Below are 23,975 nucleotides of genomic sequence, written 5' to 3'. Positions count from 1 at the left end.
GGGGAGCGATCCCCGGGTCCCCGTCTCAGGGCGCGTGCCGGACGGCCGGCGTGACGGTGAGCGAGGCGCCCCGCCACTGCAGGGCCACGTGCCTCCCCGGCGGCATCCAGACGGGAAGCTGATGGTCGGACCGCGACCGAACCGCCGCGGACGCGAGCCGGGCCCGGCCCGAGATGGTGGTCGAGAAGCGCGCGACGGTCCCGTCCGGCCGGACCTGCGCCAGCCGCAGGCCCATGACGAGCCGGAGCGCGGGCCCGAGCGCGCGGGCACGGGTCTCGATCCGCCATCCTTGGCCCACGGCCTCGAGCGTTCCGCTGACCGCCGGGTCGCCCGTGAAGCGGGCGACCGTCTTGGGGAGGGCCCAGTTCGCCCGCCCGCCGCGGACGCTGCGGAGGTCGTCCACGGCCATGAACGGCACGTGGGCTGCCGGGCGGACGCCCGCACGGACGACGAGCGCGGCGAACACCTCCGAGTAGGGCCCAACCGGCGTGTCGGTGTAGTGCAGGTGGGCGCCCATGAGCAGGCGCGGGGTGGCCGCCTGCCGCAACGGCGCCGGCAGGAGCGCGGTCACGCCCGCACCTGCGCGCTGCATCCAGATCACGCCGTCGAAGATGCACCGCCAGGGGGCCGCCGGGACGTCCGCGGGAAGCTGCACGTCCGACGGCAGCGCCGACTCCGGCGCCCCAGGGACGAGGGGCAGCTCCGAGGACACCAGCGGCTCACCCGGCCACGGCCGCACGGGCGCGCCTCATCGGCTCGCCGACCGCCGGTACTGCCAGGTGGCGAGCGGGACGAAGATCAGCAGGAACACCCCGGCCCACAGGACGGTGTAGAGCTCGGGGTTCTGCAGCGCCCAGGACGTCGGCTCCGGCGCGAGCGGGTTCGGGTCGGGGTTGCCGAAGTTGTCCCGCGCGGCCTGCGTGACCGCGGAGACGGGGTTCCACTCCGCGAACGTCTTCAGCGGCCCGGGCAGGGAGTCGAGAGGGACGAAGGTGTTCGCCACGAACGTGAGCGGGAAGATCACGATGAAGGCCGCGTTGTTGACGACCTCCGGGGTGGGGACCAGCATCCCGATCCACGCCATGAGCCAGGAGATCGCGTAGGCGAAGAGCAGCAGCAGGAAGAAGCCCAGCAACGCCTCGGGCACCGAGGTGCGGATCCGCCAACCGACGAGCAGGCCGGTGAGTCCCATGACGACCAGCACGAGGACGTTGTTGACGACGTCGGCGAACGTGCGTCCCACGAGCACGGCGGAGCCGGACATCGGCAGCGACCGGAACCGGTCGATGATGCCCTTCTTGATGTCGTCCGCCAGCGCGGCCCCCGTGATCGTGGCCCCGAAGACCACCGTCTGGGCGAAGATCCCGGCGATGAGGAACTCCCGGTACGCCGCGCCGCCGCCCTCGGCGTCGATCGCCCCGCCGAAGACGTACGCGAAGAGCAGCACGAACATGATGGGCTGCAGGGTGGTGAAGACGAGCAGGTCGGGCACCCGCTTGATCTTGATGAGGTTGCGCCGCGCGACGACGCTGCCGTCGTTGACGGCGGTGCGCAGGCTCACAGCGGCTCCCTCGCGGTCTCGCGGGCGTGGCGCCCCCGCCCGCCCGGCCGGCCGTCCTGCCCGGCGATCAGGGCGGAGGCTGCGCCGTCGGCGTCCGCCCCCTCCTCGGCCGCGTGACCGGTGAGGGCGAGGAAGACGTCGTCGAGGGTGGGACGCCGCACGCCGATGTCGTCGACCGAGAGACGGGCGTCGTCGAGGAGGTGCAGGGCGTCCACGAGCGGTCCGGTGCCCCCCGCGGTGGGCAGCACGAGCAGGCGGGTCCGTTCGTCCTGGGTCACCGGACCGGTGGCCAGCGGCTCGAGCAGCGCGCGCGCCCGGGCGAGCTGGGCGACGTCGGTCATCACGATCTCCAGCCGCTCGCCGCCGACCTGGCGCTTGAGCTGGTCGGCCGAGCCGCGGGCGATCGTGCGGCCGTGGTCGATCACCAGGATGTCGTCGGCCAGCTGGTCGGCCTCCTCCAGGTACTGCGTGGTCAGCAGCACCGTGGTGCCGCCCCCCACCAAGGTCTGGATCACCTCCCACATGTCCAGCCGCGACCGTGGGTCCAGCCCGGTGGTGGGCTCGTCGAGGAAGAGCACCGGCGGGTCGGCGACGAGCGCCCCGGCCAGGTCGAGACGACGACGCATGCCGCCCGAGTAGGTCTTGGTGGGGCGGTCCGCCGCGTCCTCGAGCCGGAACTGGGCGAGCAGCTCGCGGGCCCGCTCGCGCGAGCGGCGCCGGCCCAGGTGGTAGAGCTGCCCGATCATGTCGAGGTTCTCGAACCCGGTCAGGTACTCGTCGACGGCCGCGTACTGCCCCGACACGCCGATCCGCTCCCGCACGAGCCCCGGCTCCCGCCGGACGTCCGCGCCGGCCACCCGGGCCTCCCCGGCGTCCGGGCGCAGGAGCGTGGTGAGAATGCGGATGCAGGTGGTCTTCCCCGCACCGTTGGGGCCGAGCAGACCGAGGACGCTGCCCGCGGGAACCTCCAGGCTCACGTCGTCGAGGGCGACGACCTCCCCGTACCGCTTGGCCAGTCCCAGGGCCTGGATGGCGTGGTTCACAACGTCGAAGGTACGCGCGCGGCCGCGGGCTGCCCAGCAGTTTTTCCGGCGCCGGATACCCTGGCGCCATGAGCCCCACGACCTGGACGGGGGGACCGCTGAGCGAGCGGGCCACCTGCGTCCTCGCGCCGAACCCGGGCGTCATGACGCTCGAGGGGACCAACACCTGGCTGCTGCGTGAGCCGGGCGGCAGCGACGTGGTCGTGGTCGACCCCGGCCCGGCCGACGACGACCACGTCACGCGCGTCCTGGAGGCCGCGACCGCCGACGGCGGACGGGTCGGCCTCGTCCTGCTCACCCACCACCACCGCGACCACAGCGGCGCGGTGGAGGCGATCGCCGGGCGCACCGGCGCCCCCGTGCGCGGCGGCGGCCACGCGCCCCTGGCGGACGGTGAGCGGCTGGACCTGGGGGACCTGTCGGTGGAGGTGCTGGCCACCCCTGGTCACACCGCCGACTCCCTGTCCTTCCTGCTGCCCGCCGACGGGCTGCTGCTGACCGGCGACACGGTGCTCGGCCGCGGCACGAGCGTGCTCGCCTGGCCGGACGGCAACCTCACGGACTACCTGCACAGCCTCGACCGGCTCGCCGCGGCGGTGCACGAGGGGCTCGTCTCCCGGCTCGCCCCGGGGCACGGCCCCGCCGTGGACGACCCCGCCGCCGTCCTCGCCGGCCTGCAGCAGCACCGCCTGGAACGCCTGCAGGAGATCCGGGCGGCGGTCGAGGGCGGGGCGGACGACGTCGACGAGGTCGTGACCGCCGTGTACGGCACCCACCTGGGCGCTGACCGGCGCCGGGCGGCGACGATGAGCGTGCGGGCCCAGCTCGACCATCTCCGAATCGTCCTGGACCGGGGGCAGCGATGACCGACCTGAGCACGCCGACGGCGCGACGGGCGCCCGTGGAGGAGGTGGTGCTGCTCGCGGAGGACGGCACCGCCGTCGGCACCGCGGACAAGGCGCTCGTGCACACCCGCGACACCCCGCTCCACCTCGCGTTCTCCTGCCACCTCTTCGACGACGCCGGGCGCGTGCTGGTCACGCGGCGTGCCCTGACCAAGATCACCTGGCCGGGCGTGTGGACCAACGCGTTCTGCGGCCACCCCGCGCCCGGGGAGTCGATGACGGACGCGGTGCACCGCCGCGGTCGGCACGAGCTGGGCGTGGCGGTCGGCGAGCCCGTGGTCGTCCTCCCCGACTTCCGCTACCGCGCGGTCGACGCCTCCGGCATCGTCGAGAACGAGATCTGCCCGGTGCACACCGCGCGCGCCCTGGGGGAGCCGCGCCCCGACCCGACCGAGGTCGCCGAACACCGGTGGGTCCGCCCCGAGGACCTGCTCGCGGCCGTCACGGCGGCGCCGTGGGCGTTCAGCCCGTGGCTGGTCGACCAGCTCGCCGACCCGCGCCTCGCGGAGCTCTTCGCCTCGCGGTGAGACGGACGCCGCGCTGTTTGGTCCGCCCCGGGTGCTCTTCCTAGGGTCGGAGGATGGACCACACACGCCTCGGCCGTTCCGGCCTGACCGTCTCCGTCGTCGGCCTCGGCTGCAACAACCTCGGCCGGGCGGGTGCGGCGACGGAGTCCGCGGAGGGGGCGACCGCCGTCGTCCACGCCGCCCTCGACGCCGGCATCACCCTCTTCGACACGGCCGACACCTACGGCAGGGAGCCCGGCCTGAGCGAGCGGCTGCTCGGGCGCGCGCTCGCCGGCCGGCGCGACGAGGCGGTCGTGGCGACGAAGTTCGGCATGGACATGCGTGGCGCGAACGGCCCGGACTTCGGCGCCCGGGGCTCGCGCCGCTACATCGTCACCGCGGCGGAGGCGTCGCTGCGGCGCCTGGGCACCGACTGGATCGACCTGTACCAGTTCCACACGCCCGACCCGCTCACGCCCGTCGAGGAGACGCTCGCCGCGCTCGACACCCTCGTGACCTCCGGGAAGGTCCGCTACGTCGGGCACTCCAACCGGGCGGGCTGGCAGATCGCTGAGGCCGCGCACGTGGCACGGGAGGGCGGCTGGACCCCGTTCGTCTCCGCGCAGAACCACTACAACCTGCTGGACCGCCGCGCCGAGCTCGAGGTGGTGCCGGCCGCCGAGCACTACGGACTCGGCGTGCTGCCGTACTTCCCGCTCGCCAACGGCCTGCTGACCGGCAAGTACAGCGGCGGCACCGCCCCGGCGGGCAGTCGGCTGACGCGCTCGCGCCAGGAGCTGCTCGAGCGCGCCGACTACGACCAGCTCCGGGGCTTCGGCAGCTTCGCCCGCGAGCGCGGCCTGACGGAGGTGGAGGTGGCGTTCTCCTGGCTCGCCTCGCGCCCCGCCGTCGCCAGCGTCATCGCCGGGGCGACGACGCCGGAGCAGGTGCGCCAGAACGCCGGCGCGGCGTCCTGGGTGCCCACGCCCGAGGACGAGGCCGAGCTCGACGAGCTCTTCCCGCGGGTGCCGAGGGTCGCGCTCTTCTGACGACGGTCGCGATCCGCCCCGGTCAACGGTCGATGCGGGTGACCCAGTACTCGGCGTCCGGCGGCTGCGGGGGGTCGCTGAAGCGCGCGTTCGGCAGGTACAGCGAGTCGCGGTAGACGGCGACGGTCGTGGGGGAGTCGAACTCGGCGTCGGTGAGGATCTCGCGGAGGCGGGCGCGCTCGCCGTCCTCGTCGAGGCGCAGCACCGCGACCTGGTCGGCGGTGTTCTGCACGACGTACAGGGTCCGGCCCCGGCGCAGCAGGCCGTCGCCGAACGGGACCGGCCCGCTGTCGTCCGGCACGGGCACGGTCACCGGGATGTCGGCGACGTCGACCTCGTCGGCCTCACCGGTGTCCGGGTCGACCCGGTAGAGGGTGCCGACGGCGGTGTTCGCGACGAGGAGCGACTCGCGGTCGGGGGTGGTCGTGATGCCGTTGGCGTTGAAGCCGGGGACCTGGCGCCAGTCCCCGTGCAGGTCCAGGTGCACCACCTCCTCCTGGTCGGGCAGGTCGCCGTCGCGTTCGAGGGGAACGCCGTGCAGCGTGGCGGCGAAGGAGTCGGTGAACCAGACGACGCCGTCGAGCAGCGCGACGTCGTTGATGATCGTGCTCCCCGTGGCGAGGCGGTAGGTCGCCAGGACGTCGCCTGTCCGGGTGCTGATCACCCGCGCGTCGCCGCTGGGCCCGCCCGCCGCGAACAGGCGCCCCCGCCGGTCGACCATGAGGCCGACGGTCGGGGTGCCGGGGCCCTCGGAGAGCAGCTTGTGGTCGCCCGTGCGCAGGTCGAGCTCGAGGATGTCGCCGTCGACGAGGGAGCCCACCCAGGCCCGCGGGCCGTGCCGCCCGATGGCGATGCCTTCGGGCGCGAACCCGTCGGGCAGCTCGATCCGGTCCGGGAACGCCCCGTGGTCGTCCTTGTCCCTGCCGTGGTGGTCGTCACCCGCCACGGCAGGGGCGCCCGCGCCGAGGGAGAGGGCGACCGCGAGAGCGGACAGGACGAGGCGAGTGCGGGCCATGGGGAACTCCGATGTTCCGCCTCCGGTGGGCCGGAGGCCCTACAGGACGCAGCCAACGTAGGCCCGCCGCCGCCCGGTCAGAAGACCCGTCCTGGGGGAAGCCCGCCCGAGGTCCGCCCCGCGCCGGGGTGAGCGCCGCTGCCGGGTGCGTGACCGGCGGGGCCCGGTGGGGTACGCAAAGGGGCGGGCGACCGATCCCGGCCGCCCGCCCCTCCGCCGTCGGACCGGCTCCGCTCTCAGTGCATGACCGCCTTCTCGGCGCCGGCACCGGTCATCGAGCGGACCTCCATCTCCGCCTGCTTCACGGCGTCGTGCTCCTTCGACGTCACCGACCCCAGCCACCCGAGGAAGAAACCGAGCGGCACCGAGACGATCGCCGGGTTGGACAGCGGGAACCACGCGATGTCGACGCCCGGGATCATCGCCGTCTCCGAGCCGGTCACCACGGGGGAGAAGACGATGAGCACCAGGGCGGAGACGAGGCCGCCGTAGATGCTCCACAGCGACCCGCGGGTGTTGAACCGCTTCCAGTACAGCGAGTACAGGATCGACGGCAGGTTCGCGCTTGCGGCGATCGCGAACGCGAGGGAGACCAGGAAGGCCACGTTCTGCCCGTTGGCGAGCACCCCGCCGACGATCGAGATGGCTCCGATGGTCACCGCGGTGCGGCGCGCGACCTTGACCTCCTGCTCGGGGTCGGCGTTGCCGTGCTTGAGCACGCCGTTGTAGATGTCGTGCGCGAAGGATGCCGACGCGGTGATGGTCAGACCCGCGACGACGGCGAGGATGGTCGCGAAGGCGACGGCGGCGATCACGCCGAGCAGGAGCGTCCCGCCCAGCTCGTAGGCGAGCGCGGGCGCCGCCGAGTTCGCCCCGCCGGGCGCGGCGAGGATGGCCTCGGCGCCGACCAGGTAGGCGGCGCCGAACCCCAGCACCAGGGTGAAGAGGTAGAACGCCCCGATCAGGCCGATCGCCCAGCTGACCGAGCGCCGGGCCTCCTTGGCCGTGGGCACGGTGTAGAAGCGCATCAGCACGTGCGGCAGGCCCGCGGCGCCGAAGACGAGCGCGATCGCCAGGGAGATGAAGCCCAGCTTGGAGGTGTCGGAGGCGCCGTACTGCAGCATCGGCTCGGCGATCCGTGCCCCCTCCGGGTGGACGGCGATGGCGTCGCCGATCACGGCCGAGAGGTTCATGCCCTTCATGGCCAGGACCCACACGGTCATCAGGCCGGCGCCGATGATGAGCAGCACCGCCTTGATGATCTGGACCCAGGTGGTGCCCTTCATCCCGCCGATCAGGACGTAGAGGATCATCAGCGCACCGACGACGGCGATGACCAGCCCCTGGCCGAACTTGCCGTCGATGCCGAGCAGGAGGGCGACGAGCCCGCCGGCGCCGGCCATCTGCGCCAGGAGGTAGAAGAACGAGACCGCGAGGGTCGAGGTGGCCGCGGCGGTGCGCACCGGGCGCTGCCGCATCCGGAAGCTGAGCACGTCGGCCATCGTGTACTTGCCCGTGTTGCGCAGCGGCTCCGCCACGAGCAGCAGGGCGACGAGCCAGGCGACGAGGAAGCCGATGGAGTACAGCAGGCCGTCGTAGCCGTAGAGCGCCACCGCGCCCACGATGCCGAGGAACGACGCCGCGGAGAGGTAGTCGCCCGCGATGGCGATGCCGTTCTGGCGGCCGGTGAACGATCGCCCGCCGTGGTAGAAGTCCCCCACGGAGGTGTTCTGCTTCGACACCCGGACGACGATGACCAGGGTGACGACGACGAACGCGAGGAAGATCGCGATGTTGAGGAACGGGTTTCCGACGTCCATCAGGCGTCTCCCTCCAGCTCGGACCGCATCTTCGACGCGAGCGGGTCAAGGTTGCGGTTGGCGTGGCGCACGTAGAGCCACGTGAGCAGGAACGTCGTGGCGAACTGGGCGAGCCCCATCAGCAGTCCCACGTTGATGTGCCCGACGACGGGGGTCGACATGAGCTCCTCCGCGTACGTCGAGAGCAGCACGTAGGCGAAGTACCAGACGAGGAACGCCACCGTCCACGGGAACGCGAAAGTGCGGAACTTCCGCCGCAGCTCGGCGAACTCGGGCGAGCTCTGCGCCGCGACGAACTCCTCCGCCGTGGTGATGCGGTACCCGCCCGGGGCCGGCTCCCCGAGCTCGGGGAGCGGGTTGTGGTGGGGCGGGAGGTGAGACTCGGGATCGTGCGCTGACATCGGGCCTCCAGGCGGTGTGTCGGGGGTCACAGCTGTGTGAACCGGCGTCAACGTACCTGCTGCCCGGGCTCGCGTCCACGACCACCTGTCACGTTTCCGGTCGAGAACCGTCCGGTCGGTGGGCGCTCTGTCCGGAGCCGCCCGGCTCCGGCGGCCGGGGCCCGCTCGGTGTCCCCGGCCGCGCCGGGCGCAGATCTCGCCGGTCCGGCGTGGATCCCACCGGTCCGGCGTGGACCGCCGCCATACTGTGCGGATGCAGATGCCTGCCGTCGAGCTCCACGTCCACCTCGAGGGGACGCTGGAGCCGGAGATGATCCTGGCCCTCGCCGAGCGGAACCGCGTCGCGCTGCCGTACGCGGACCTGGACGACCTGCGTTCGCGGTACTCCTTCGTCGATCTCCAGAGCTTCCTCGACCTGTACTACGCCAACATGGCGGTGCTGCGCACCGCCGAGGACTTCCACGACCTGACGACGGCGTACCTCCTCCGCGCCCGCGACGCGGGGGTCCGGCACGCCGAGGTGTTCCTCGACGTCCAGGCGCACACCGGCCGCGGCGTCCCGGCCGCCGAGGTGCTCGACGGCGTGACGTCGGCCCTTGCCCGCAGCGGCGAGCACGGGCTGACCAGCGGGCTCATCGTCACCTTCCTGCGCCACCTGCCCGGCGCGGACGCGCTCGCCACGCTGCGCGAGCTGCTCGCCCTCGACGTGCCGCTGCTCGGTGTGGGCCTGTGCTCGACGGAGCTGACCAGCCACGCCTCCGAGTTCGCCCCGGCCTTCGACCTGGCCCGGGCCAGCGGCCTGCACGTGGTGGCCCACGCCGGCGAGGAGGGGCCGCCGCAGAACGTCGTGGACGCGCTCGACATCCTCCACGTCGAGCGGGTGGACCACGGGGTGCGGGCCATGGAGGACCCGGCGCTGGTGGCGCGCCTGGCCCGCGACCGGGTGCCGCTGACGGTCTGCCCGCTCTCCAACGTGCGGCTGCGGGTCGTCGACACCCTCGCCGACCACCCGCTGCGGGCGATGCTCGAGGCGGGTCTGGTGGTCACCGTCAACTCCGACGACCCCGCCTACTTCGGCGGGTACGTCGACGAGAACCTCCGCCAGGTCGCCGAGACGCTCCACCTCGGGCCGGACGAGCTGCACACGCTGGCCCGCAACGGGGTGGAGGCGGCGTTCGTCGACGACGCCCGCCGGGCGGAGCTCGACGCCGAGGTCTCCGCCTGGCACCGCACGCTCGTCGCGCCCGACTGAACCGGGCCGGTCGCCGTCATGGCCTCCCGGCGCGCCGGCGCCCACCGGACGGGCCCGGGCCCGAAGACCCTGGCCCCCCGCCGACCCGTCGTGTTGAATGACCGGAGCTGGCACTGACGCTGACCAGGAGGTCCCGATGCGGGTCGAGTCGAGCATGCTGTCGTTGTCCTGGATCCCCTCCGACTCGGTGAGCGGATGGCTCAAGGCCGGGTTCGACGTCGGGCTGGCGCACTACGACAACCCACCCGTGGACACCCTTGCCGGCCTCGAGGAGGTCCACCGACTGCGGTCGGACGACCGCTTCCGGTTCGTCAACCACCTCAGCGCCTGGGCGGAGTTCGACGAGCTCGGCGCCCCGCTCGAGTGGGGCTTCGGGCCCGACTCCGGCATCGTCATGGGCTCGACCACCGTGCGGGTGGCGAGCGTCGGGGCGACCTTCGGCGGCTACTCGCTGCCGGTGCTGCAGCAGGAGCCCGTCGTCGAGCACGGCAGCGTGCACTTCACGCAGACCGTGGGCGGGCGCACGGGCGTGCCGCTGCCCCGGCCGGTCCTGCACGCGCCGTTCGTGCTCTGGCAGGCCCCGATCGTGTGGACGACCCTCGCCCTGACGCTGCACGCCGACGGCAGCACCGAGATCGCCATGCCCGGTGCGAGCGTCTTCCCCCGGCACTGGGTCTACGGGCCGGACGGCAGGCTCGCGCTGAAGAGCGGCCTGACCGACCTGGACGGCTGGATGGCGCACTCCTTCGGCCCCCGCACGCCCTGGGGCGAGCAGGACTCCGAGGCCCTCGTCGTCGCGGCCGAGACAGCTCTGGAGCGACAGCTCTCCGAGGGGATCATGCGCGGCGGTGCCCGCCCCGAGATCCGCCGCGCACCGGCCGGGACCACCATCACCACCCAGGGGGAGCCGGGGGAGGAGATCTACCTCGTGCTCGACGGCGTGCTCGACGTCACCGTCGACGGCCAGAACGTCGCCCAGGTCGGCCCCGGGGCGGTGCTGGGGGAGCGGGCGGTCCTCGAGGGCGGCCTGCGCACCTCGACGCTGACCGCCGTCACGCCAGTGAGGCTCGCCGTCGCGGGGGCGGAGGCGCTCGACGTCGAGAAGCTGCGCGCCGTCGCCGAGCTCCACCGGCGCGAGGACGGCTGAGGCGGCGCGACGACGGCGCCGGACGCGCCGGCACCGCGGGGACGAACGTCCCGGCGGGGAAACCATCGAGCGGTGGACGATTCGTACAAGACGGACGGGGCCGTCCCTCCGGCCCCGTCCGCCCCGCCGGGCCCACCCGGTGGGCCACGCCCCTTCGACCCCCGGGACCCCGCGATGACACCACCGGCAACGAGCTACGCCCCCGACCTGCTCGACGAGAGCCGGGAGCGGAGCGAGAGATCCCGCCGCAACGCGTTCGTCGTGATGCTGCTGTCCTCCCTCGTCAGCCTCGTCGCCTCGCTGGTGCTCTCGATCGACGCCGTGCGCCTGGCGGCGAACCCCGACGTGGCCCTCGCCTGCAACATCAACTCGGCGATCTCCTGCGGCACGGTGGCGCAAGCCTGGCAGGCCAGCGTGCTCGGCTTCCCGAACGCCTTCCTGGGCCTGATCGCCGAGCCCGTCGTGATCACCCTCGCGGTGGCCGCGCTCGGCGGCGTGCGCTTCCCCCGCTGGTTCATGAACGCGGCCCAGGTGGTCTACCTCATCGGCTTCGGGTTCGCCTACTGGCTCTTCGCCCAGTCCTACTTCGTCATCGGCTCGCTGTGCCCCTGGTGCCTGCTGGTGACGGTGTCGACCACGACCGTGTTCACCTCGCTGCTGCGGGTCAACATCGTGGACAACACCTTCGGCCTGCCGCCGGCGCTGCACGCCCGGGCGTGCGCGTGGCTGCGCCTGGGGGCCGACTACGCCCTCGAGGTGGTCTGGTTCGTCCTGCTCGCCGCCGCCATCCTGCTGAAGTACCAGGCGGCGATCTTCTAGAGCTGAGGAACACCGGGCCGTGGTCCGTCGTTTAACCGGACGTGACTGATGGAGCACCCGACCCTGGCCATTCCGTCGACGTCGACCCGGCCGCCGACCGCCGAGCCCGTGCCGCCGTCCAGCGCGCCGAGCCCGGTGCGGACCTCGCGCAGACGCTCGACCTCGTCGAGCGGATGACCGCGATGACGCGGTCGCAGGAGCAGATCTCGCGGGCGATCGAACGCCTCACCGGCCTGCGCCTCGGCGAGCTGCAGGCCCTCGCCGCCGTCGCCGAGGGAGCCGATCATCCGCGGGCCGTCGCCCGCCGCACCGGCCAGGCGGACGCCGCGGCCGAGGCCACGGTGGACGGTCTTTGCGACCGCGGGCTGCTCGACCGTCACCACCACCCGCTCGCCCGGGGCGGCGGGCACCCGCGCCTGGTGCACGTGACGGAGACCGGGAGGGTCACGCTCGAGCAGGCGGAGGCGCTCCAGGTCCGGCTCCTCGACGCCGTCGTCGGCAGCCTGGACGAGGTCGGGGCGGACCGGGTGCGGGACGCGGTGCGCAGCATGGCCGACGCTCTCGACCCCGCCCAGGTCAGCGCCCGGCGCCCCGAGCTGGCGCCGGCCGTGCTCACCGACGCCTCCTGAGAGCCTGTGGAGGACGGCTCCGGCCTGCCCGGGCGCTGTGGAGGACGGCTCCGGCGGCGCTCGGGGGCGTGTGATCATTCGGGTCAGCACCTCACATCCTGACCACCCGGAGCGTCTACCCATCGTGAAGCCGTTCGAGCACGTCGTCCGCGACCACGGCGCAGCCGTGCTGAGGGTGTGCCGCGCCCTGGCCGGACCGGTGGACGCCGACGACGTCTGGTCCGAGACGTTCCTCGCCGCGCTGCGGGCCTACCCGCGCCTCGACGCGGATGCCAACGTGGAGGCGTGGCTCGTGACGATCGCGCGCCGCAAGGCGGTCGACCTCCACCGGGCCCGGACGCGCCTCGCCGTCCCGGTCGCGGACGTCCCGGCAACGGCGGCGAGCGTCGCGGCCACGGCGGGGAGCGTCCCCGGACCGGAGCCGCACGACGACCTCTGGGAGGCCATGCGGGCGTTGACGGAGCGCCAGCGTGAGGCGATCGCCTTCCACCACCTGGCGGGAATGCCCTACGCGGAGGTCGCCGCCGTGGTCGGCGGCACCGAGCCCGCGGCGCGGCGGGCTGCCGCCGACGGGATCAAGCACCTGCGCAAGACCTTGGAGGCTCGACGATGACCACCACCGAACCCACGACCGAGCCCGGGGCCGACGTGCTCACGGGCCTGCACGACGTCCTCCCGGAGAACGTCGCACGGTTGCACGCCCGGCTCGTGGCCCGGGCGGCGGAGCAGGACCTCCTCGACGTCGCCGTGCGCACGCTCGACAGCCCGGTGGGCGAGCTCCTGCTCGCCGCCACCCCGGCCGGGCTCCTGCGGATCGCGTTCGACGTCGAGGGCCACGACGCCGTCCTCGACCGCCTTGCGCGCACGGTCAGCCCGCGGATCCTGCACGCGCCGGGCCGGCTCGACGTCGTCGCCCACGAGCTCGACGAGTACTTCGCCGGGCGCCGGCGCTCCTTCGACGTCCCGCTCGACCTTCGGCTGACCGCCGGGTTCCGGCGGGAGGTCCTGGACCACCTCGCCGACGTGGGCTACGGCCGGACCGTCACGTACACCGAGCTCGCGGCCGCGTCCGGGCGACCGCGGGCGGTACGCGCCGCGGCATCCGCCTGCGCGACCAACCCCGTCCCGCTCGTGGTGCCGTGCCACCGGGTCCTGCGCGCCGACGGAACGCTCGGCGGCTACCTCGGCGGCCTCGACGCCAAGCGCACGCTGCTCGAGCTGGAGCGTGCGGCGTGAAGGCCCGGCAGGCGGCAGACGTGGCCACGCCGGACGCGGCCACGGCGGGCACGCCGGACGCGGGCACGGCGAACGCGGGCACGGCGGATCCGACGGTAGCGGGCCCTGGCGCCGCGTCCGGCGTCGTCGTCGGCCCCGACGGCCTCTCGCGGCCGGCCTGGGCGGCGACCGACCCGTTGATGCGCGAGTACTACGACACCGAGTGGGGCGTGCCGGTCGCCGGCGAGCGGGCGGTGTTCGAGCGGCTGAGCCTGGAGGCCTTCCAGGCGGGGCTGTCGTGGGCGACCGTACTGCGCAAGCGTCCCGCGTTCCGCGAGCTCTTCCACGACTTCGACCCCGACGCGGTCGCCGCCCTGACGGACGCCGACGTGGAGCGACTCCTGGGCGAGCCGCGCATCATCCGCAACCGCGCGAAGATCCTCGCGACCCGCACCAACGCCCGCGCCACCCTCGAGCTGCGCGCCGACGGCGGTCTCGAGGCGCTGGTGTGGTCCTTCCGGCCGGAGACCACACCCCTGCCGTGCACCATGGACGAGGTGCCGAGCCGGAGCCCCGAGTCCGTGGCCCTGTCGAAGGAGCTCCGCCGCCGGGGTTTCGCCTTCGTCGGTCCCACCACGATGCAGGCCCTGATGGAGGCGATCGGCATCGTCGACACACACCTTGTCGGGTCCCACCGCCGCGGTGTCTCGGGGCTGTGGAAGCCCGACGGCACGCGGGCGTGAGGGTCTCCCTTCCCCTGGCGGCGCCGTACGCCGTCGGCCCGGCCATCGCGTCGCTCGCGGCGCACGCCGTGCCGGGTGCGGAGGTGGTCGACGTCGGTTCCGCGACGGTCACGCGAACCGTGCCCGCGCCTCACGGTCCTGCCGTGGTGACGGCCACGTTGGGGCCCGGCGGTGCGGAGGCGGACCTGGACCTTGCCGACCCGGCGGACCAGGAGGACGTCGTCGCGCTCGTGAGGCGCTGGCTCGACCTCGACGCGGACCCCGCGGACGTGGCGGGCCACCTGGGCTCCGACCGCCGGCTGGCTCCGCTGATCGACACCCGCCCGGGCCTGCGCGTCCTCGGCCACGTCGACGGGTTCGAGGCCGCCGTCACGACCGTGCTCGGCCAGCAGGTCTCGCTGGCGGCCGCGCGGACCTTCGCCGGCCGGCTGGTCGCCGCGTTCGGCAGCCCCCTCGGCGGTCCGCTCGCGGCGTTCCCGTCGCCGGAGGCGCTGGCCGCCGTCGGCCCCGAGCGCATCCGCCGGGAGGTGGGGATCACCGGCGCACGGTCGCGCACCCTCCACTCGTTGGCGACGGAGTGCGCGGCAGGCCTCGTCATCGCCCCGGGCGGCGACGACGGCGAGGTGCGCCGTCGGCTCCTCGAGGTCCCGGGGATCGGACCGTGGACCGCCGAGTACCTCGCCCTGCGCGTGCTGGGAGACCGCGACGCGCTGCCGGCCGGGGACCTGGTGCTGCGGCGTGCCCTCGGCATGACGGCGCGCGAGGTCACCGTCGCCGCGGAGGCCTGGCGCCCGGTGCGCGCCTACGCGGTCACGCACCTGTGGACGGCGGCGGCCTACCTGCAGGCCGCCGCCTCCTGAGGGGGTGGAGGGCTGCAGACAGGCCGCCGCCTGATGAGCGGGCAGGGGGCCGGCAGGTGGGCCGCCCCCTTCCGGGAGTCGGCCGTCCGCGTCAGACGGCGGCCCCCACGCCGCGCAGCTGCATGTCGACGAGCGTGGTGACGTAGTCGTCCGTCTTCGACCGCAGGTCCTCGAGCGTGTCGGGAGAGCTGATCAGCACGTGGATGAGGATCGCGCCCTCGATCGCGTCGAGGAACTGGCGCGTCGGCGTGTCCTTCGGCAGCTCGCCCTCGCGGACGGCGCGGTCGACCCGGTCCTCCAGCGAGAGCACACCCTTGCTGATCCGTTCCTGGCGGATCTCCTGGAACTCCTCCGGGTTGGCGAGCGCCGCGGAGTACAGGTGCGAGATCGCGGGACCGTGCTCACCGAGGTAGAGGTTCGCCCGGGCCTTGGCGTGGGCGACCAGGTAGTCGCGCAGCGACATCCCCTCGGTCTCCTCGGGGTTGACGTACCTGTTCTCCAGGTCGCGCAGGGCGTCGAGCAGGAGATCGCGCTTGTCCTTCCACCGCAGGTAGATGGAGGACTTCCCGATCCCGGCGTGGGTAGCGACGCCGTCGAGGCTCAGACCCGCCCAGCCGCGGTGGCCGAACAGCTCGAGCACGGCGCGATAGGCGCGCTCCTCGGTGTCCGCGTGCCGAGGACGCCCGGGACCGCGGCGCACAGGGGTCGGCGTGTGGTTCTCGGCGTGCGCCGTTGCGTGCGACTCGACGGGCGCTGACTGCTCTGTCATTTTGCTCGCCTCCCTCCGTCAGGACTGGGACATTACCCGCGACGGATGGGCACAAAAGAACGTTCGAGGACGACGTCGGGGTGAAAACCGGACCGTCCCCGCTGGCGGAGGGTGAGACGGCGAGCGGAGGCGGTCAGCCGACCTTGGCGGGCGCCACGATGCCGCGCCACTGCTCCGGGGCGAGCCGCTCCGGCGCGTCGGCGACGGTGTCCCACCGCGTCCCCCTGCCGGAGAGCTCGCGGCAGATGGCGATGGCCTCGGTCAGCAGTCGGCGCAGGCGCTCGTCGGCGTCGGGGATGCACGCCGTGGCGATGCCCGGGACCGCGAAGTCCAGGATCACCGGCCCGGGGTGGAACCGCACCGGGCCTACCACGCCCTGTCGGATGAACCGGCGGGCCCACTCGGCCGCCAGCGGGGCGTCGGCCAGCGCCCACTCCGTGGAGGTGCGCAGGGTGTCCGGGTCGCGGCCGTCCGTGGCGGCCAGCATGCGGTCCACGCTCAGTGCGCCGACGGCGAGGGACCGCTGGGTCTCCTCGGCGACGACCGGCAGCGCGGTGGTCGCGGTGAGCAGCGCGATCTCGTGGTCCCAGCGCGGGTCCGTGCTCGTGAGCCCGATGACCGAAGGGATGAGCGGGGCCAGGAGGGGCCGCGCGGCGTCGGACGTGCAGTCGTTGACCAGGCGTGCCAGATGCGCCAGCAGGCGGTGCGTGCATGCGGGACGGTCGCTCCACCGCTCGCCCGCAAGGTAGGAGGCCAGCTCCATGAAGCAGGCTCCCTTGCGCGGGTTACGGTGCTTGCCCCGCCCGAGCATCGGCAGGATGTCGTGATCGGTGTCCATGACCTCTGCTCCCACTCTGGAGTGATCGTCACACAAGCATGCGCCACCCCACCCGGGCGCGCAACGGGTTACGCGGGTGGTGACGGCGCGGCGGCTTGACGAGCGGGAGGGTGATGTGCCGTGGCGAGACTCAGCAGTGCGCGGCGGCCACCGCCAGCGTGAGGGCGCGCTGGAAGTTGTTCTCGCGCTCCTCGGCGGTCATGTCGCGAGAGCCGTCGAGCAGGTGGTCCGAGATCGTCAGGACCGCCAGCGCCTCCCGTCCGTGCTCCGCGGCGACGCCGTACAGGCCCGCCGCCTCCATCTCCACCCCGAGCGTGCCGTAGTCGGCCAGCGCACGGATCTGCTCGGCGGGGTTGCCGTAGAAGTGGTCCCGGGAGACCACCGGGGCCACGTGGACGTCGTCGGCGCCCCCCGCGGCGGCGACCGCGGCGGCCACGAGCGGGTAGGAGGCGACGGCGGAGAAGTGGATCCCGGGGATGCGGGTGGTGTTCATGGCGGAGTCGGTGTGGGCGCCGAGGGCGATGACGACGTCGCCGACCTTCACCTTGGGCGAGAGCCCGCCGGCGGTGCCGACCCGGATGATGCGCTGCACGTCGTACTCGCGGTACAGCTCGTTGGCGTAGATGCCCAGCGACGGCATCCCCATGCCGGACGCCATGACGGACAGCGGCGTGCCGTTCACCGTGCCCGTGTAGGCGCCGATCCCGCGCACGTCGGAGACCTTCCGCGCGTCCGGCATGAGCTGGGCGGCGATCCGCTCCGCCCTGCGGGGGTCTCCCGGCATGAGGACGGCGGGGGCGAGGTCGCCCTTCTCGGCGGTGATGTGCGGGGTGGGCATGCGTTCTCCTCGGGTCCGGGTGGCGTCGCCCATGCTCCCACGGCCGGCCGGGCCGGGCGCGGACCGGCGCAAGCACGCGGGCCCGTCCCGTCCCGCACGCACGAGCCGGCGCGGGCGGGCATCCTGGTCCCGTGCCCGACGACCGGCCCGACTTCGAGGACGACTTCGACGGTTCGCGCCTGGACCGCACGGTGTGGCTGCCGCACTACCTCCCCGCGTGGAGCTCGCGCGAGGAGAGCGCGGCGACCTACGACATCGCCGAGTCCTGCCTGCACCTGACGATCCCGCCGGGCCAGCGACTGTGGTGCGCGGGAGACCACCCGCCCCTCCGGGTCTCCGGGCTGCAGTCCGGCAACTACTCCGGGCCGCTCGGGAGCACGGTGGGGCAGCAGCCGTACCGGGCGGGCCTGACCGTCCGCGAGGAGCAGGAGCCGTTCTGGGGCTGGACGCCGCACCACGGGCACATCGAGGTGCGTGCCCGCGCGGTGCTGACCCCGCTGTCCATGGTGGCGTGCTGGCTCGTCGGCCTCGAGGACCGGCCCGAGCGGTCGGCGGAGATCTGCGTCGCGGAGATCTTCGGCTCCACCGTGCTGCCCGGAGAGTCGGCCGCCGTGGGCATGGGACTGCACCCGTTCCGGGACCCGGCCGTGAGCGAGGACTTCGAGGCGGTGCGCCTGCCGATCGACGTCGCCGGCTTCCACACCTACGCCGTCGACTGGCGGCCCGGCCGAGCGGACTTCCTCGTGGACGGCACGCTCGTGCGCTCGTGCCTCGACCCGCCGGACTACCCGGTGCAGATGATGCTCGCGGTGTTCGACTTCCCCGGGGCGGGCCCGCCGAACGGGGTGGTGCCGGCCCTCGTCGTCGACCACGTGCGGGCGCGCCGGCCCTGACACGTGCGGCGCGCCTGACACGTGCGGCGCGTCTGACACGTGCGGCGCGCCTGACACGTGCGGCGCGCCTGACACGTGCGGCGCGCCTGACACGTGCGGCGCGCCCGACACGTGCGGCGCACCCGGCCCGCACCCGGCCAGCGACGGTCCGCACCGGCGTGCCGCATCACCCGTCCGGGCCTCAGTGCCAGAGGCGCCGCGTCGCGAGCTCGGCTCCCTGCGCGAGCGTCTCGAGCTTGGCGACGGCGATCTGGGGGTGGATCCGCCCGCCCAGCCCGCAGTCGGTCGAGGCGACCACGTTCTCGCGGCCGACGCGCAGGGCGAACCGCTCGATGCGGTCGGCGACCAGCTCGGGGTGCTCCACCACGTTGGTGGCATGGGAGACGACGCCGGGCAGGATGAGCTTGCCCTCGGGGAGCGCGACGTCGTCCCAGACCTTGTACTCGTGCTCGTGGCGCACGTTGCCCGCCTCGAAGGAGTAGGCGCCGGCGTCGATCGTCAGCATGGTGCGCACGATGTCCTTCATCGGCAGGTCGGTCGTGTGCGGGCCGTGCCAGGACCCCCAGCACAGGTGGAACCGGATGCGGTCCTGCGGCAGGCCGCGCAGCGCGTGGTTGAGGGCCTCGACCCGCAGCCGGGTGAACGCGACGTAGTCCTCCACCGTGGGCTCGGGCTCGATCTGGTCGAAGTTCTCCGCGATCGACGGGTCGTCGATCTGGAGCACGAGACCGGCGTCGATCACGGCCCCGTACTCCTCGCGCAGCACGTCGGCCCAGGCGAAGAGCAGCTCCTCGTCCGACCCGTAGTACTTGTTCGTGATGCGGGAGGCGCTGCCGGGGGACAGGGCGGTGATGAACCCCTCCTGCGCGCCGGTGGCGTCCAGCGCGGCCCGCAGGTTGGCGGTGTCCTGCGCGATCGCGTCCTGACCGGTGTAGGTCAGCGGTCCGGTGACGCTGGGGAACGGCTTCGGCCCGCCGGTGAAGATGCCCGAGTCGGGGTCGGCGTAGGCCTCGGCGAAGCGCTGCCGGTCGCGGCGGTGGAGGAACCCGGTCAGTCGGACGTCCCCGGGGGAGGAGAGCACCTGCTCGGTCGCCCAGGCGGCGTCACCGTCGATCTCCAGACCGCCGGTGCGCTGGAAGGAGTAGGACCACCAGGCTCCGTAGTCCACCGCCGAGCTCATCGACTTCCCGAACTCGCCGTCGCCGACCACCGTGATGCCGAGGTCGAGCTGGCGCCGGACGAGGTCGGTGACCGCGGTGCGCAGCAGCTGCGCGAAGCCCTCGGCCTCTCCGCCGGCCTCGCGGGCCGCGTTGGCGGCGATGAGCTCCGGGGTGCGGGGCAGGGACCCGGCGTGGGTGGTCCGGATGTGGTCGGTGCTGCTGAGCATTGTTCCTCGCGTCTCTGGGGTCGGGCTGCCGGTCGGCCAGGTCGCCATGGTGCCGGGAGCGCCGCGCCGCCCGTCCCGGACTCGCGGGAACGGGATATCGGTGACAGTTATGCCCGTTCTGTGGATACTGAGGGCCACTGACGGACCCGACCGGTACCGTCGCGCGACCGATGGCGAGTTCCGGGCCACCCTCGAGGTAAGGGAGCACCATGGCGAAGCAAGCGGCAGCACCTCACGTCGGACGGGAGCAGTGGTCCGGTCAGCTCGGCTTCCTGCTGGCCGCGATCGGCTCCGCCGTCGGGCTCGGCAACATCTGGCGCTTCCCCGGCGTCGCCTACGACAACGGGGGTGGCGCGTTCCTCATCCCGTACCTCGTGGCGCTGCTGACCGCGGGTGTGCCGATCCTGCTCCTCGACTACTCCTTCGGTCACCGGTACCGCGGCTCCGCCCCGACCGTGTTCCGCCGGCTCGGGAAGAAGTTCGAGCCGCTGGGCTGGTTCCAGGTGGCCATCTCGTTCGTCATCGCCACGTACTACACGGTGATCATCGTGTGGGCGATCCGGTACACGTTCTTCTCGCTCAACCTCGCCTGGGGGGACGACCCGGCAGCCTTCTTCATCGGCGACTTCCTGCAGGACGCCGGCGCCACCGTGACGGCGGACGTCGTCGGCGGCATCTTCTGGCCGATGCTCGCGCTGTGGGTCGTCACGCTGGCCATCCTCGCCCTCGGTGTCGCGAAGGGCATCGAACGCGCCAACAAGATCTTCATCCCGCTGCTCGCGGTCCTGTTCCTCGTCCTCGTGGTGCGCGCGCTCTTCCTCGACGGCGCCATGGACGGGCTCAACGCGTTCTTCACCCCCAACTGGGAGGCCCTGGCCGACCCGGGCGTGTGGATCGCGGCCTACAGCCAGATCTTCTTCTCGCTGTCCATCGCGTTCGGCATCATGCTCACCTACTCGAGCTACCTGCGGCGGCGCTCGAACCTGGTGCCCGTCTCCTACGTCGCCGCGTTCGCCAACTCCTCGTTCGAGCTGCTCGCGGGCATCGGGGTGTTCTCCACGCTCGGCTACATGGCCTTCCAGCAGGGCATCGCGGTCAGCGAGCTCGAGGGGATCACCGGCGTGGTGCTGTCCTTCATCACGTTCCCGCAGATCATCACGATGATGCCCGGCGGACCGATCTTCGGCGTGCTCTTCTTCGGCTCCCTCACCCTCGCCGGGTTCACCTCGCTGCTGTCGATCATGCAGGTGGTCTCCGCCGCCTTCCAGGAGAAGTTCGGACTCAGCCGGGTCCAGGTCTCGGTCCTCATCGGCGGCCTGTGCATGATCATCTCGCTCGCCCTGTTCTCGACCACCTCCTCCCTCGCGATGCTCGACACGGTGGACAAGTACACGAACGAGGTGGGCGTCGTGACCTCCGCGATTCTCATGTGCCTCATCGCCGGGGTCGGGCTGCGCAAGCTCCCCGAGCTGCAGGCCCACCTCAACGCCGTCTCGACCGCACGGGTGGGCGCGTGGTGGCGCATCCTGGTGGGGGTCGTCGTCCCGATCGCCCTCGCGTACATGCTCGTCACGTCCGTCGCGGAGCTGTTCTCGGAGCCCTACGGCGGCTACCCGTGGACCTTCGTCAACCTCGTCGGCTGGGGCGTGGTCGGTGCGATGGTCCTCGCCGCCGTCGTGTACTCGCTCATCCGCTGGCGTCGACCCGTCGACGACTTCGTCCCTGATCCGATCCCCGGTTTCGCGCGGGACTCCGCGCGGCTGGGCGGCCCCACCACGCCGGAGGCACAGCGATGACCACCACCGCGACCCTGATGATGATCGTCGCCATGCTCGTCGTGTGGGGCGGCCTCCTGCTCGCCGTCTTCTTCCTGGCACGGCACCCGCTCGAGGACCAGCGCCCCGACGACGTGTTCGACGACCCCGAGACGCGCCACCACCTCTAGCGGAGGCGGGCTCGCCCGGCCGGTAGCGGCCGGGCACGTTCCGGGCCACGATGACCTCCGTGGACCTCCCGATCGTGCTGCCCGTCGCCCCGATGCTCGCCAAGGCCGTCACCGCCGTCCCGGCCCAGGACGCCGTGCAGGGCGGCTACTCCTACGAGCCGAAGTGGGACGGGTTCCGCTGCATCGTGCTGCGCGACGGCGACGACGTCGAGCTCGCCAGCCGCGGCAGCAAGCCGCTGACGAGGTACTTCCCCGAGATGGTCGAGGCCGCGCTCGAGCACCTGCCGGAACGCTGCGCCGTCGACGGCGAGATCGTGGTGCGCCGCGGCGACCCGGGGAGCCAGCGGCTGGACTGGGAGTCGCTGTCCCAGCGGATCCACCCGGCGGAGTCCCGGGTGCGCAGGCTCGCGGCGGAGACGCCCGCGGAGCTCGTGGCGTTCGACGTGCTCTGCCTGGGCGACGACGACCTCATGGGCGAGCCGTTCGGCCGCCGCCGGGAGCGGCTCGAGGACGCGATGTCGTCGCTGGCGACGGGCGCACCGGTGCACCTGACGCGCGTCACCCGCGACCGGACGGTGGCCCAGGACTGGTTCACCACGTTCGAGGGCGCCGGGCTCGACGGCGTCGTCGCCAAGCCGCTGGGCGCCCGCTACGAGCCGGGGAAGCGGACGATGCTCAAGGTCAAGCACTCCCGCACCGCCGAGGCCGTGCTCGTCGGCTACCGGGTCCACAAGTCCGGCTCCGGCGTCGGGTCCCTGCTCCTCGGCATGTACGACGACGCCGGGAACCTGTTCAACGTCGGCGGGATCTCGGCGTTCACCGACAAGCGCCGCAAGGAGCTCGTGAGCGAGCTCGACGAGCTGGTGGTGCGCGACGAGAGCGGCGAGGCCGTGCGCGGCGAGACCGACCGCTCCCGGTTCAGCGCGAACAAGGACGTCAGCTTCGTGCGGCTGCGCCCGGAGCGGGTGGTCGAGGTGAAGTTCGACCAGCTCGAGGGGGCGCGTTTCCGGCACTCGGCGCAGTTCCTGCGCTGGCGGCCCGACCGGGACCCGCGCTCGTGCACCCTCGAGCAGATCGAACGGCCGCTGGCCTACGACCTCGACGACGTCCTCCAGCGCTGACACCACCCGCCCTTTGGTGAGGCGTCATGGGCGGTGAGATGTCACGAGCCCGGCGGCTATCCCTCCATGCGCTTGCGGCTCGGCTGCACCCGCGGCGGCTCGCCCGGCATCTTGGGGTACTCGGGCGGGAACGGCAGCTCGCCGAGGCCGGCGGCGACGTCGCGCTCCCACAGCTCGAGCGCCGGCGCGACCTTGCCGACGGCCCGTTCCATGCCCGCCCAGGCGTCGCCGTCGGCCGCGACGATCCCCGGCGCGGTGCGCACCGTGAACTCCCGCGGCGAGACGTCCCGCAGGCTCTCCCACGCCACCGGCATCGAGACGGGGGCGCCGGGCAGCGGCCGGGGGCTGTAGGCGGAGGCGATGGTCCGGTCGCGGTTCGCCTGGTTGAAGTCGACGAACACCTTCTCCCCGCGCTCCTCCTTCCACCACGCCGTCGTCACCAGGTCGGGGATCCGCCGCTCGAGCTCGCGCGCGATGCCGATGACGGCGTGGCGCACGTCGAGGAACTCGTGGGTGGGCTCGACCCGCGCGTAGACGTGCACGCCCCGGTTGCCGGAGGTCTTCACCCACGGGGTCAGCCCGAGCTCCTCCATCAGCTCCTTGAGGCCGAACGCCGCCTCGACGGCGTCGGGGAAGCCGCGCCCGGGCTGGGGGTCGAGGTCGATGCGCAGCTCGTCGGGGTTGTCGTTGTCCGCGGCACGCACCGGCCAGGGGTGGAAGGTCACGGTGTTCATCTGCACGGCCCACACGGCCGTGGCGAGCTCGTCGATCACGAGCTGGGGGTGCGAGCGCCCCGACGGGTACGTGCACATGACGGTGCGCGCCCACTCCGGCACGCCGCGCGGGGGGTTCTTCGAGAAGAACTCCTCGCCCTGGACGCCCTCGGGGAAGCGCTGGAGGGTGACGGGACGGTCCGCCACCGCACGCAGCAGCCCCTCGCCGACCGACACCACGTACTGCGCGAGCTCCCACTTGGTGACGCCGTCGTCCGGCCACATGACCCGGTCCGGGCTGGAGACCCGCACCTGCCGCGGACCGTCGGGCCCGGGAACCTCCATCACCCTCGCGCTGGACGCCATGGCCCGAGGGTAGTGCCGGCGCACCGACTCCCCCCAGCATTGACGGGAGGCCGCGACGTCGGCGGGCTGGCATGATGAGCCGGGCCGACGACCGGGTGCCAGCCCGTGCGCCGGTGGGCCCGGGCAGGTTCCCGTGATCG

Annotated in this window: 26 protein-coding genes; 15 read left to right on the top strand and 11 right to left on the bottom strand. The window is 73.0% G+C overall.

The genetic code is table 11. The features are described 5' to 3' along the window. Positions 1–25: 25 nt before the first annotated feature. From KZX45_RS03205 to KZX45_RS03195, 3 genes are read right to left on the bottom strand one after another with little or no spacing between them, the layout of a single operon-like run. Positions 26–739 carry an acetoacetate decarboxylase family protein gene (locus KZX45_RS03205; protein WP_248256234.1) on the bottom strand — a complete coding sequence of 238 codons (714 nt, stop codon included), beginning with the start codon at positions 737–739 and terminating at the stop codon, positions 26–28. 9 nt (positions 740–748) lie between these two features. Further along, complete coding sequence (locus KZX45_RS03200) at positions 749–1,555, bottom strand: ABC transporter permease (protein WP_282453251.1); 807 nt, start codon at positions 1,553–1,555, stop codon at positions 749–751. Positions 1,556–1,557: 2 nt separating this feature from the next. Then, positions 1,558–2,604: an ATP-binding cassette domain-containing protein gene (locus KZX45_RS03195; protein ID WP_248256232.1), complete on the bottom strand. Its 1,047-nt coding sequence runs from the start codon at positions 2,602–2,604 to the stop codon at positions 1,558–1,560. Positions 2,605–2,672: 68 nt separating this feature from the next. Between KZX45_RS03195 and KZX45_RS03190 the strand changes: the two genes are divergently transcribed. Genes KZX45_RS03190 through KZX45_RS03180 form a run of 3 tightly spaced genes read left to right on the top strand, consistent with a single transcriptional unit; the run spans position 2,673 to position 5,064 of the window. Then, a complete protein-coding gene (locus KZX45_RS03190) occupies positions 2,673–3,470 on the top strand; it encodes an MBL fold metallo-hydrolase (protein WP_248256231.1) in 798 nt (265 codons plus the stop codon). Beyond that, positions 3,467–4,036 carry an isopentenyl-diphosphate Delta-isomerase gene (idi, locus tag KZX45_RS03185; protein WP_248256230.1) on the top strand — a complete coding sequence of 190 codons (570 nt, stop codon included), beginning with the start codon at positions 3,467–3,469 and terminating at the stop codon, positions 4,034–4,036. The genes KZX45_RS03190 and idi overlap by 4 nt, the downstream gene beginning before the upstream one ends. 53 nt (positions 4,037–4,089) lie before the next feature. Continuing rightward, positions 4,090–5,064: an aldo/keto reductase gene (locus tag KZX45_RS03180; RefSeq protein WP_248256229.1), complete on the top strand. Its 975-nt coding sequence runs from the start codon at positions 4,090–4,092 to the stop codon at positions 5,062–5,064. Between the two features lie 22 nt (positions 5,065–5,086). Here the strand turns inward: KZX45_RS03180 and KZX45_RS03175 are convergent, their stop codons facing one another. The 3 genes from KZX45_RS03175 to KZX45_RS03165 form a co-directional block, all read right to left on the bottom strand. Next, positions 5,087–6,079, bottom strand: coding sequence for an SMP-30/gluconolactonase/LRE family protein (locus KZX45_RS03175; protein WP_248256228.1), 993 nt, complete (start codon positions 6,077–6,079; stop codon positions 5,087–5,089). A 236-nt stretch (positions 6,080–6,315) separates the two neighbouring features. Next, the gene (locus tag KZX45_RS03170) at positions 6,316–7,899 is read right to left on the bottom strand and encodes a cation acetate symporter (RefSeq protein WP_248256227.1); all 1,584 of its coding nucleotides are present in this window, start codon (positions 7,897–7,899) and stop codon (positions 6,316–6,318) included. After that, entirely contained in the window at positions 7,899–8,300 is a 402-nt protein-coding gene (locus tag KZX45_RS03165; protein ID WP_248256226.1) for a DUF485 domain-containing protein, read from the bottom strand. Before KZX45_RS03165 ends, KZX45_RS03170 begins: the two co-directional genes overlap by 1 nt. 253 nt (positions 8,301–8,553) lie before the next feature. Between KZX45_RS03165 and KZX45_RS03160 the strand changes: the two genes are divergently transcribed. From KZX45_RS03160 to KZX45_RS03125, 8 genes are all read left to right on the top strand, one after another. After that, positions 8,554–9,552, top strand: coding sequence for an adenosine deaminase (locus tag KZX45_RS03160; RefSeq protein ID WP_248256225.1), 999 nt, complete (start codon positions 8,554–8,556; stop codon positions 9,550–9,552). Between the two features lie 136 nt (positions 9,553–9,688). Then, positions 9,689–10,699, top strand: a complete 1,011-nt coding sequence (locus tag KZX45_RS03155; RefSeq protein WP_248256224.1) for a cyclic nucleotide-binding domain-containing protein — start codon at positions 9,689–9,691, stop codon at positions 10,697–10,699. Positions 10,700–10,873: 174 nt separating this feature from the next. Then, positions 10,874–11,518, top strand: a complete 645-nt coding sequence (locus KZX45_RS03150) for a vitamin K epoxide reductase family protein (protein WP_248256223.1) — start codon at positions 10,874–10,876, stop codon at positions 11,516–11,518. 41 nt (positions 11,519–11,559) lie between these two features. Beyond that, positions 11,560–12,147, top strand: coding sequence for a MarR family winged helix-turn-helix transcriptional regulator (locus KZX45_RS03145; RefSeq protein WP_248256222.1), 588 nt, complete (start codon positions 11,560–11,562; stop codon positions 12,145–12,147). 121 nt (positions 12,148–12,268) lie between these two features. After that, positions 12,269–12,760 (top strand): sigma-70 family RNA polymerase sigma factor, encoded by a 492-nt coding sequence (locus KZX45_RS03140; RefSeq protein WP_248256318.1) that lies wholly within the window; start codon positions 12,269–12,271, stop codon positions 12,758–12,760. Further along, a complete protein-coding gene (locus tag KZX45_RS03135; protein WP_248256221.1) occupies positions 12,757–13,383 on the top strand; it encodes a methylated-DNA--[protein]-cysteine S-methyltransferase in 627 nt (208 codons plus the stop codon). Before KZX45_RS03140 ends, KZX45_RS03135 begins: the two co-directional genes overlap by 4 nt. Positions 13,384–13,403: 20 nt before the next feature. Next, a complete protein-coding gene (locus KZX45_RS03130) occupies positions 13,404–14,105 on the top strand; it encodes a DNA-3-methyladenine glycosylase I (RefSeq protein ID WP_248256220.1) in 702 nt (233 codons plus the stop codon). After that, complete coding sequence (locus tag KZX45_RS03125) at positions 14,102–14,965, top strand: AlkA N-terminal domain-containing protein (protein ID WP_248256219.1); 864 nt, start codon at positions 14,102–14,104, stop codon at positions 14,963–14,965. The genes KZX45_RS03130 and KZX45_RS03125 overlap by 4 nt, the downstream gene beginning before the upstream one ends. 91 nt (positions 14,966–15,056) lie before the next feature. Here the strand turns inward: KZX45_RS03125 and KZX45_RS03120 are convergent, their stop codons facing one another. The 3 genes from KZX45_RS03120 to deoD all read right to left on the bottom strand — a co-directional run bounded on the left by KZX45_RS03120 (position 15,057) and on the right by deoD (position 17,410). Beyond that, on the bottom strand, positions 15,057–15,734 hold the full coding sequence (locus KZX45_RS03120; protein ID WP_248256218.1) for a TetR/AcrR family transcriptional regulator: 678 nt from the start codon (positions 15,732–15,734) through the stop codon (positions 15,057–15,059). Between the two features lie 133 nt (positions 15,735–15,867). After that, positions 15,868–16,572 (bottom strand): hypothetical protein, encoded by a 705-nt coding sequence (locus KZX45_RS03115; RefSeq protein ID WP_248256217.1) that lies wholly within the window; start codon positions 16,570–16,572, stop codon positions 15,868–15,870. A gap of 130 nt (positions 16,573–16,702) precedes the next feature. Further along, complete coding sequence (gene deoD, locus KZX45_RS03110) at positions 16,703–17,410, bottom strand: purine-nucleoside phosphorylase (RefSeq protein WP_248256216.1); 708 nt, start codon at positions 17,408–17,410, stop codon at positions 16,703–16,705. 131 nt (positions 17,411–17,541) lie between these two features. Here deoD and KZX45_RS03105 point away from each other — a divergent pair, with 131 nt between their 5' ends. Continuing rightward, the gene (locus tag KZX45_RS03105) at positions 17,542–18,303 is read left to right on the top strand and encodes a glycoside hydrolase family 16 protein (RefSeq protein WP_248256215.1); all 762 of its coding nucleotides are present in this window, start codon (positions 17,542–17,544) and stop codon (positions 18,301–18,303) included. Positions 18,304–18,484: 181 nt separating this feature from the next. Here KZX45_RS03105 and KZX45_RS03100 read toward each other — a convergent pair whose 3' ends face one another. Then, a complete protein-coding gene (locus KZX45_RS03100) occupies positions 18,485–19,690 on the bottom strand; it encodes a cobalamin-independent methionine synthase II family protein (RefSeq protein ID WP_248256214.1) in 1,206 nt (401 codons plus the stop codon). A 209-nt stretch (positions 19,691–19,899) separates the two neighbouring features. Here KZX45_RS03100 and KZX45_RS03095 point away from each other — a divergent pair, with 209 nt between their 5' ends. Genes KZX45_RS03095 through KZX45_RS03085 form a run of 3 tightly spaced genes read left to right on the top strand, consistent with a single transcriptional unit; the run spans position 19,900 to position 22,756 of the window. Continuing rightward, entirely contained in the window at positions 19,900–21,486 is a 1,587-nt protein-coding gene (locus KZX45_RS03095; protein WP_248256213.1) for a sodium-dependent transporter, read from the top strand. Continuing rightward, positions 21,483–21,635, top strand: a complete 153-nt coding sequence (locus KZX45_RS03090) for a methionine/alanine import family NSS transporter small subunit (protein ID WP_248256212.1) — start codon at positions 21,483–21,485, stop codon at positions 21,633–21,635. The genes KZX45_RS03095 and KZX45_RS03090 overlap by 4 nt, the downstream gene beginning before the upstream one ends. A gap of 50 nt (positions 21,636–21,685) precedes the next feature. Continuing rightward, a complete protein-coding gene (locus KZX45_RS03085; RefSeq protein ID WP_248256211.1) occupies positions 21,686–22,756 on the top strand; it encodes an ATP-dependent DNA ligase in 1,071 nt (356 codons plus the stop codon). A 56-nt stretch (positions 22,757–22,812) separates the two neighbouring features. Here KZX45_RS03085 and ligD read toward each other — a convergent pair whose 3' ends face one another. Next, positions 22,813–23,835: a non-homologous end-joining DNA ligase gene (gene ligD, locus KZX45_RS03080; protein ID WP_248256210.1), complete on the bottom strand. Its 1,023-nt coding sequence runs from the start codon at positions 23,833–23,835 to the stop codon at positions 22,813–22,815. Positions 23,836–23,975: the final 140 nt, after the last annotated feature.

Source organism: Georgenia sp. EYE_87 (assembly GCF_023148685.1).
Taxonomy (GTDB): Bacteria; Actinomycetota; Actinomycetes; order Actinomycetales; family Actinomycetaceae; genus Georgenia.
This window is presented reverse-complemented; position numbering and strand designations above follow the sequence as displayed.

Coding starts and splice junctions, on each gene's coding strand:
- KZX45_RS03190 (WP_248256231.1), top strand. CDS start 2,673: ATGAGCCCCACGACCTGGACGGGGGGACCGCTGAGCGAGCGGGCCACC.
- idi (WP_248256230.1), top strand. CDS start 3,467: ATGACCGACCTGAGCACGCCGACGGCGCGACGGGCGCCCGTGGAGGAG.
- KZX45_RS03180 (WP_248256229.1), top strand. CDS start 4,090: ATGGACCACACACGCCTCGGCCGTTCCGGCCTGACCGTCTCCGTCGTC.
- KZX45_RS03175 (WP_248256228.1), bottom strand. CDS start 6,079: ATGGCCCGCACTCGCCTCGTCCTGTCCGCTCTCGCGGTCGCCCTCTCC.
- KZX45_RS03170 (WP_248256227.1), bottom strand. CDS start 7,899: ATGGACGTCGGAAACCCGTTCCTCAACATCGCGATCTTCCTCGCGTTC.
- KZX45_RS03165 (WP_248256226.1), bottom strand. CDS start 8,300: ATGTCAGCGCACGATCCCGAGTCTCACCTCCCGCCCCACCACAACCCG.
- KZX45_RS03160 (WP_248256225.1), top strand. CDS start 8,554: ATGCAGATGCCTGCCGTCGAGCTCCACGTCCACCTCGAGGGGACGCTG.
- KZX45_RS03155 (WP_248256224.1), top strand. CDS start 9,689: ATGCGGGTCGAGTCGAGCATGCTGTCGTTGTCCTGGATCCCCTCCGAC.
- KZX45_RS03150 (WP_248256223.1), top strand. CDS start 10,874: ATGACACCACCGGCAACGAGCTACGCCCCCGACCTGCTCGACGAGAGC.
- KZX45_RS03135 (WP_248256221.1), top strand. CDS start 12,757: ATGACCACCACCGAACCCACGACCGAGCCCGGGGCCGACGTGCTCACG.
- KZX45_RS03120 (WP_248256218.1), bottom strand. CDS start 15,734: ATGACAGAGCAGTCAGCGCCCGTCGAGTCGCACGCAACGGCGCACGCC.
- KZX45_RS03115 (WP_248256217.1), bottom strand. CDS start 16,572: ATGGACACCGATCACGACATCCTGCCGATGCTCGGGCGGGGCAAGCAC.
- deoD (WP_248256216.1), bottom strand. CDS start 17,410: ATGCCCACCCCGCACATCACCGCCGAGAAGGGCGACCTCGCCCCCGCC.
- KZX45_RS03100 (WP_248256214.1), bottom strand. CDS start 19,690: ATGCTCAGCAGCACCGACCACATCCGGACCACCCACGCCGGGTCCCTG.
- KZX45_RS03095 (WP_248256213.1), top strand. CDS start 19,900: ATGGCGAAGCAAGCGGCAGCACCTCACGTCGGACGGGAGCAGTGGTCC.
- KZX45_RS03090 (WP_248256212.1), top strand. CDS start 21,483: ATGACCACCACCGCGACCCTGATGATGATCGTCGCCATGCTCGTCGTG.
- KZX45_RS03085 (WP_248256211.1), top strand. CDS start 21,686: ATGACCTCCGTGGACCTCCCGATCGTGCTGCCCGTCGCCCCGATGCTC.
- ligD (WP_248256210.1), bottom strand. CDS start 23,835: ATGGCGTCCAGCGCGAGGGTGATGGAGGTTCCCGGGCCCGACGGTCCG.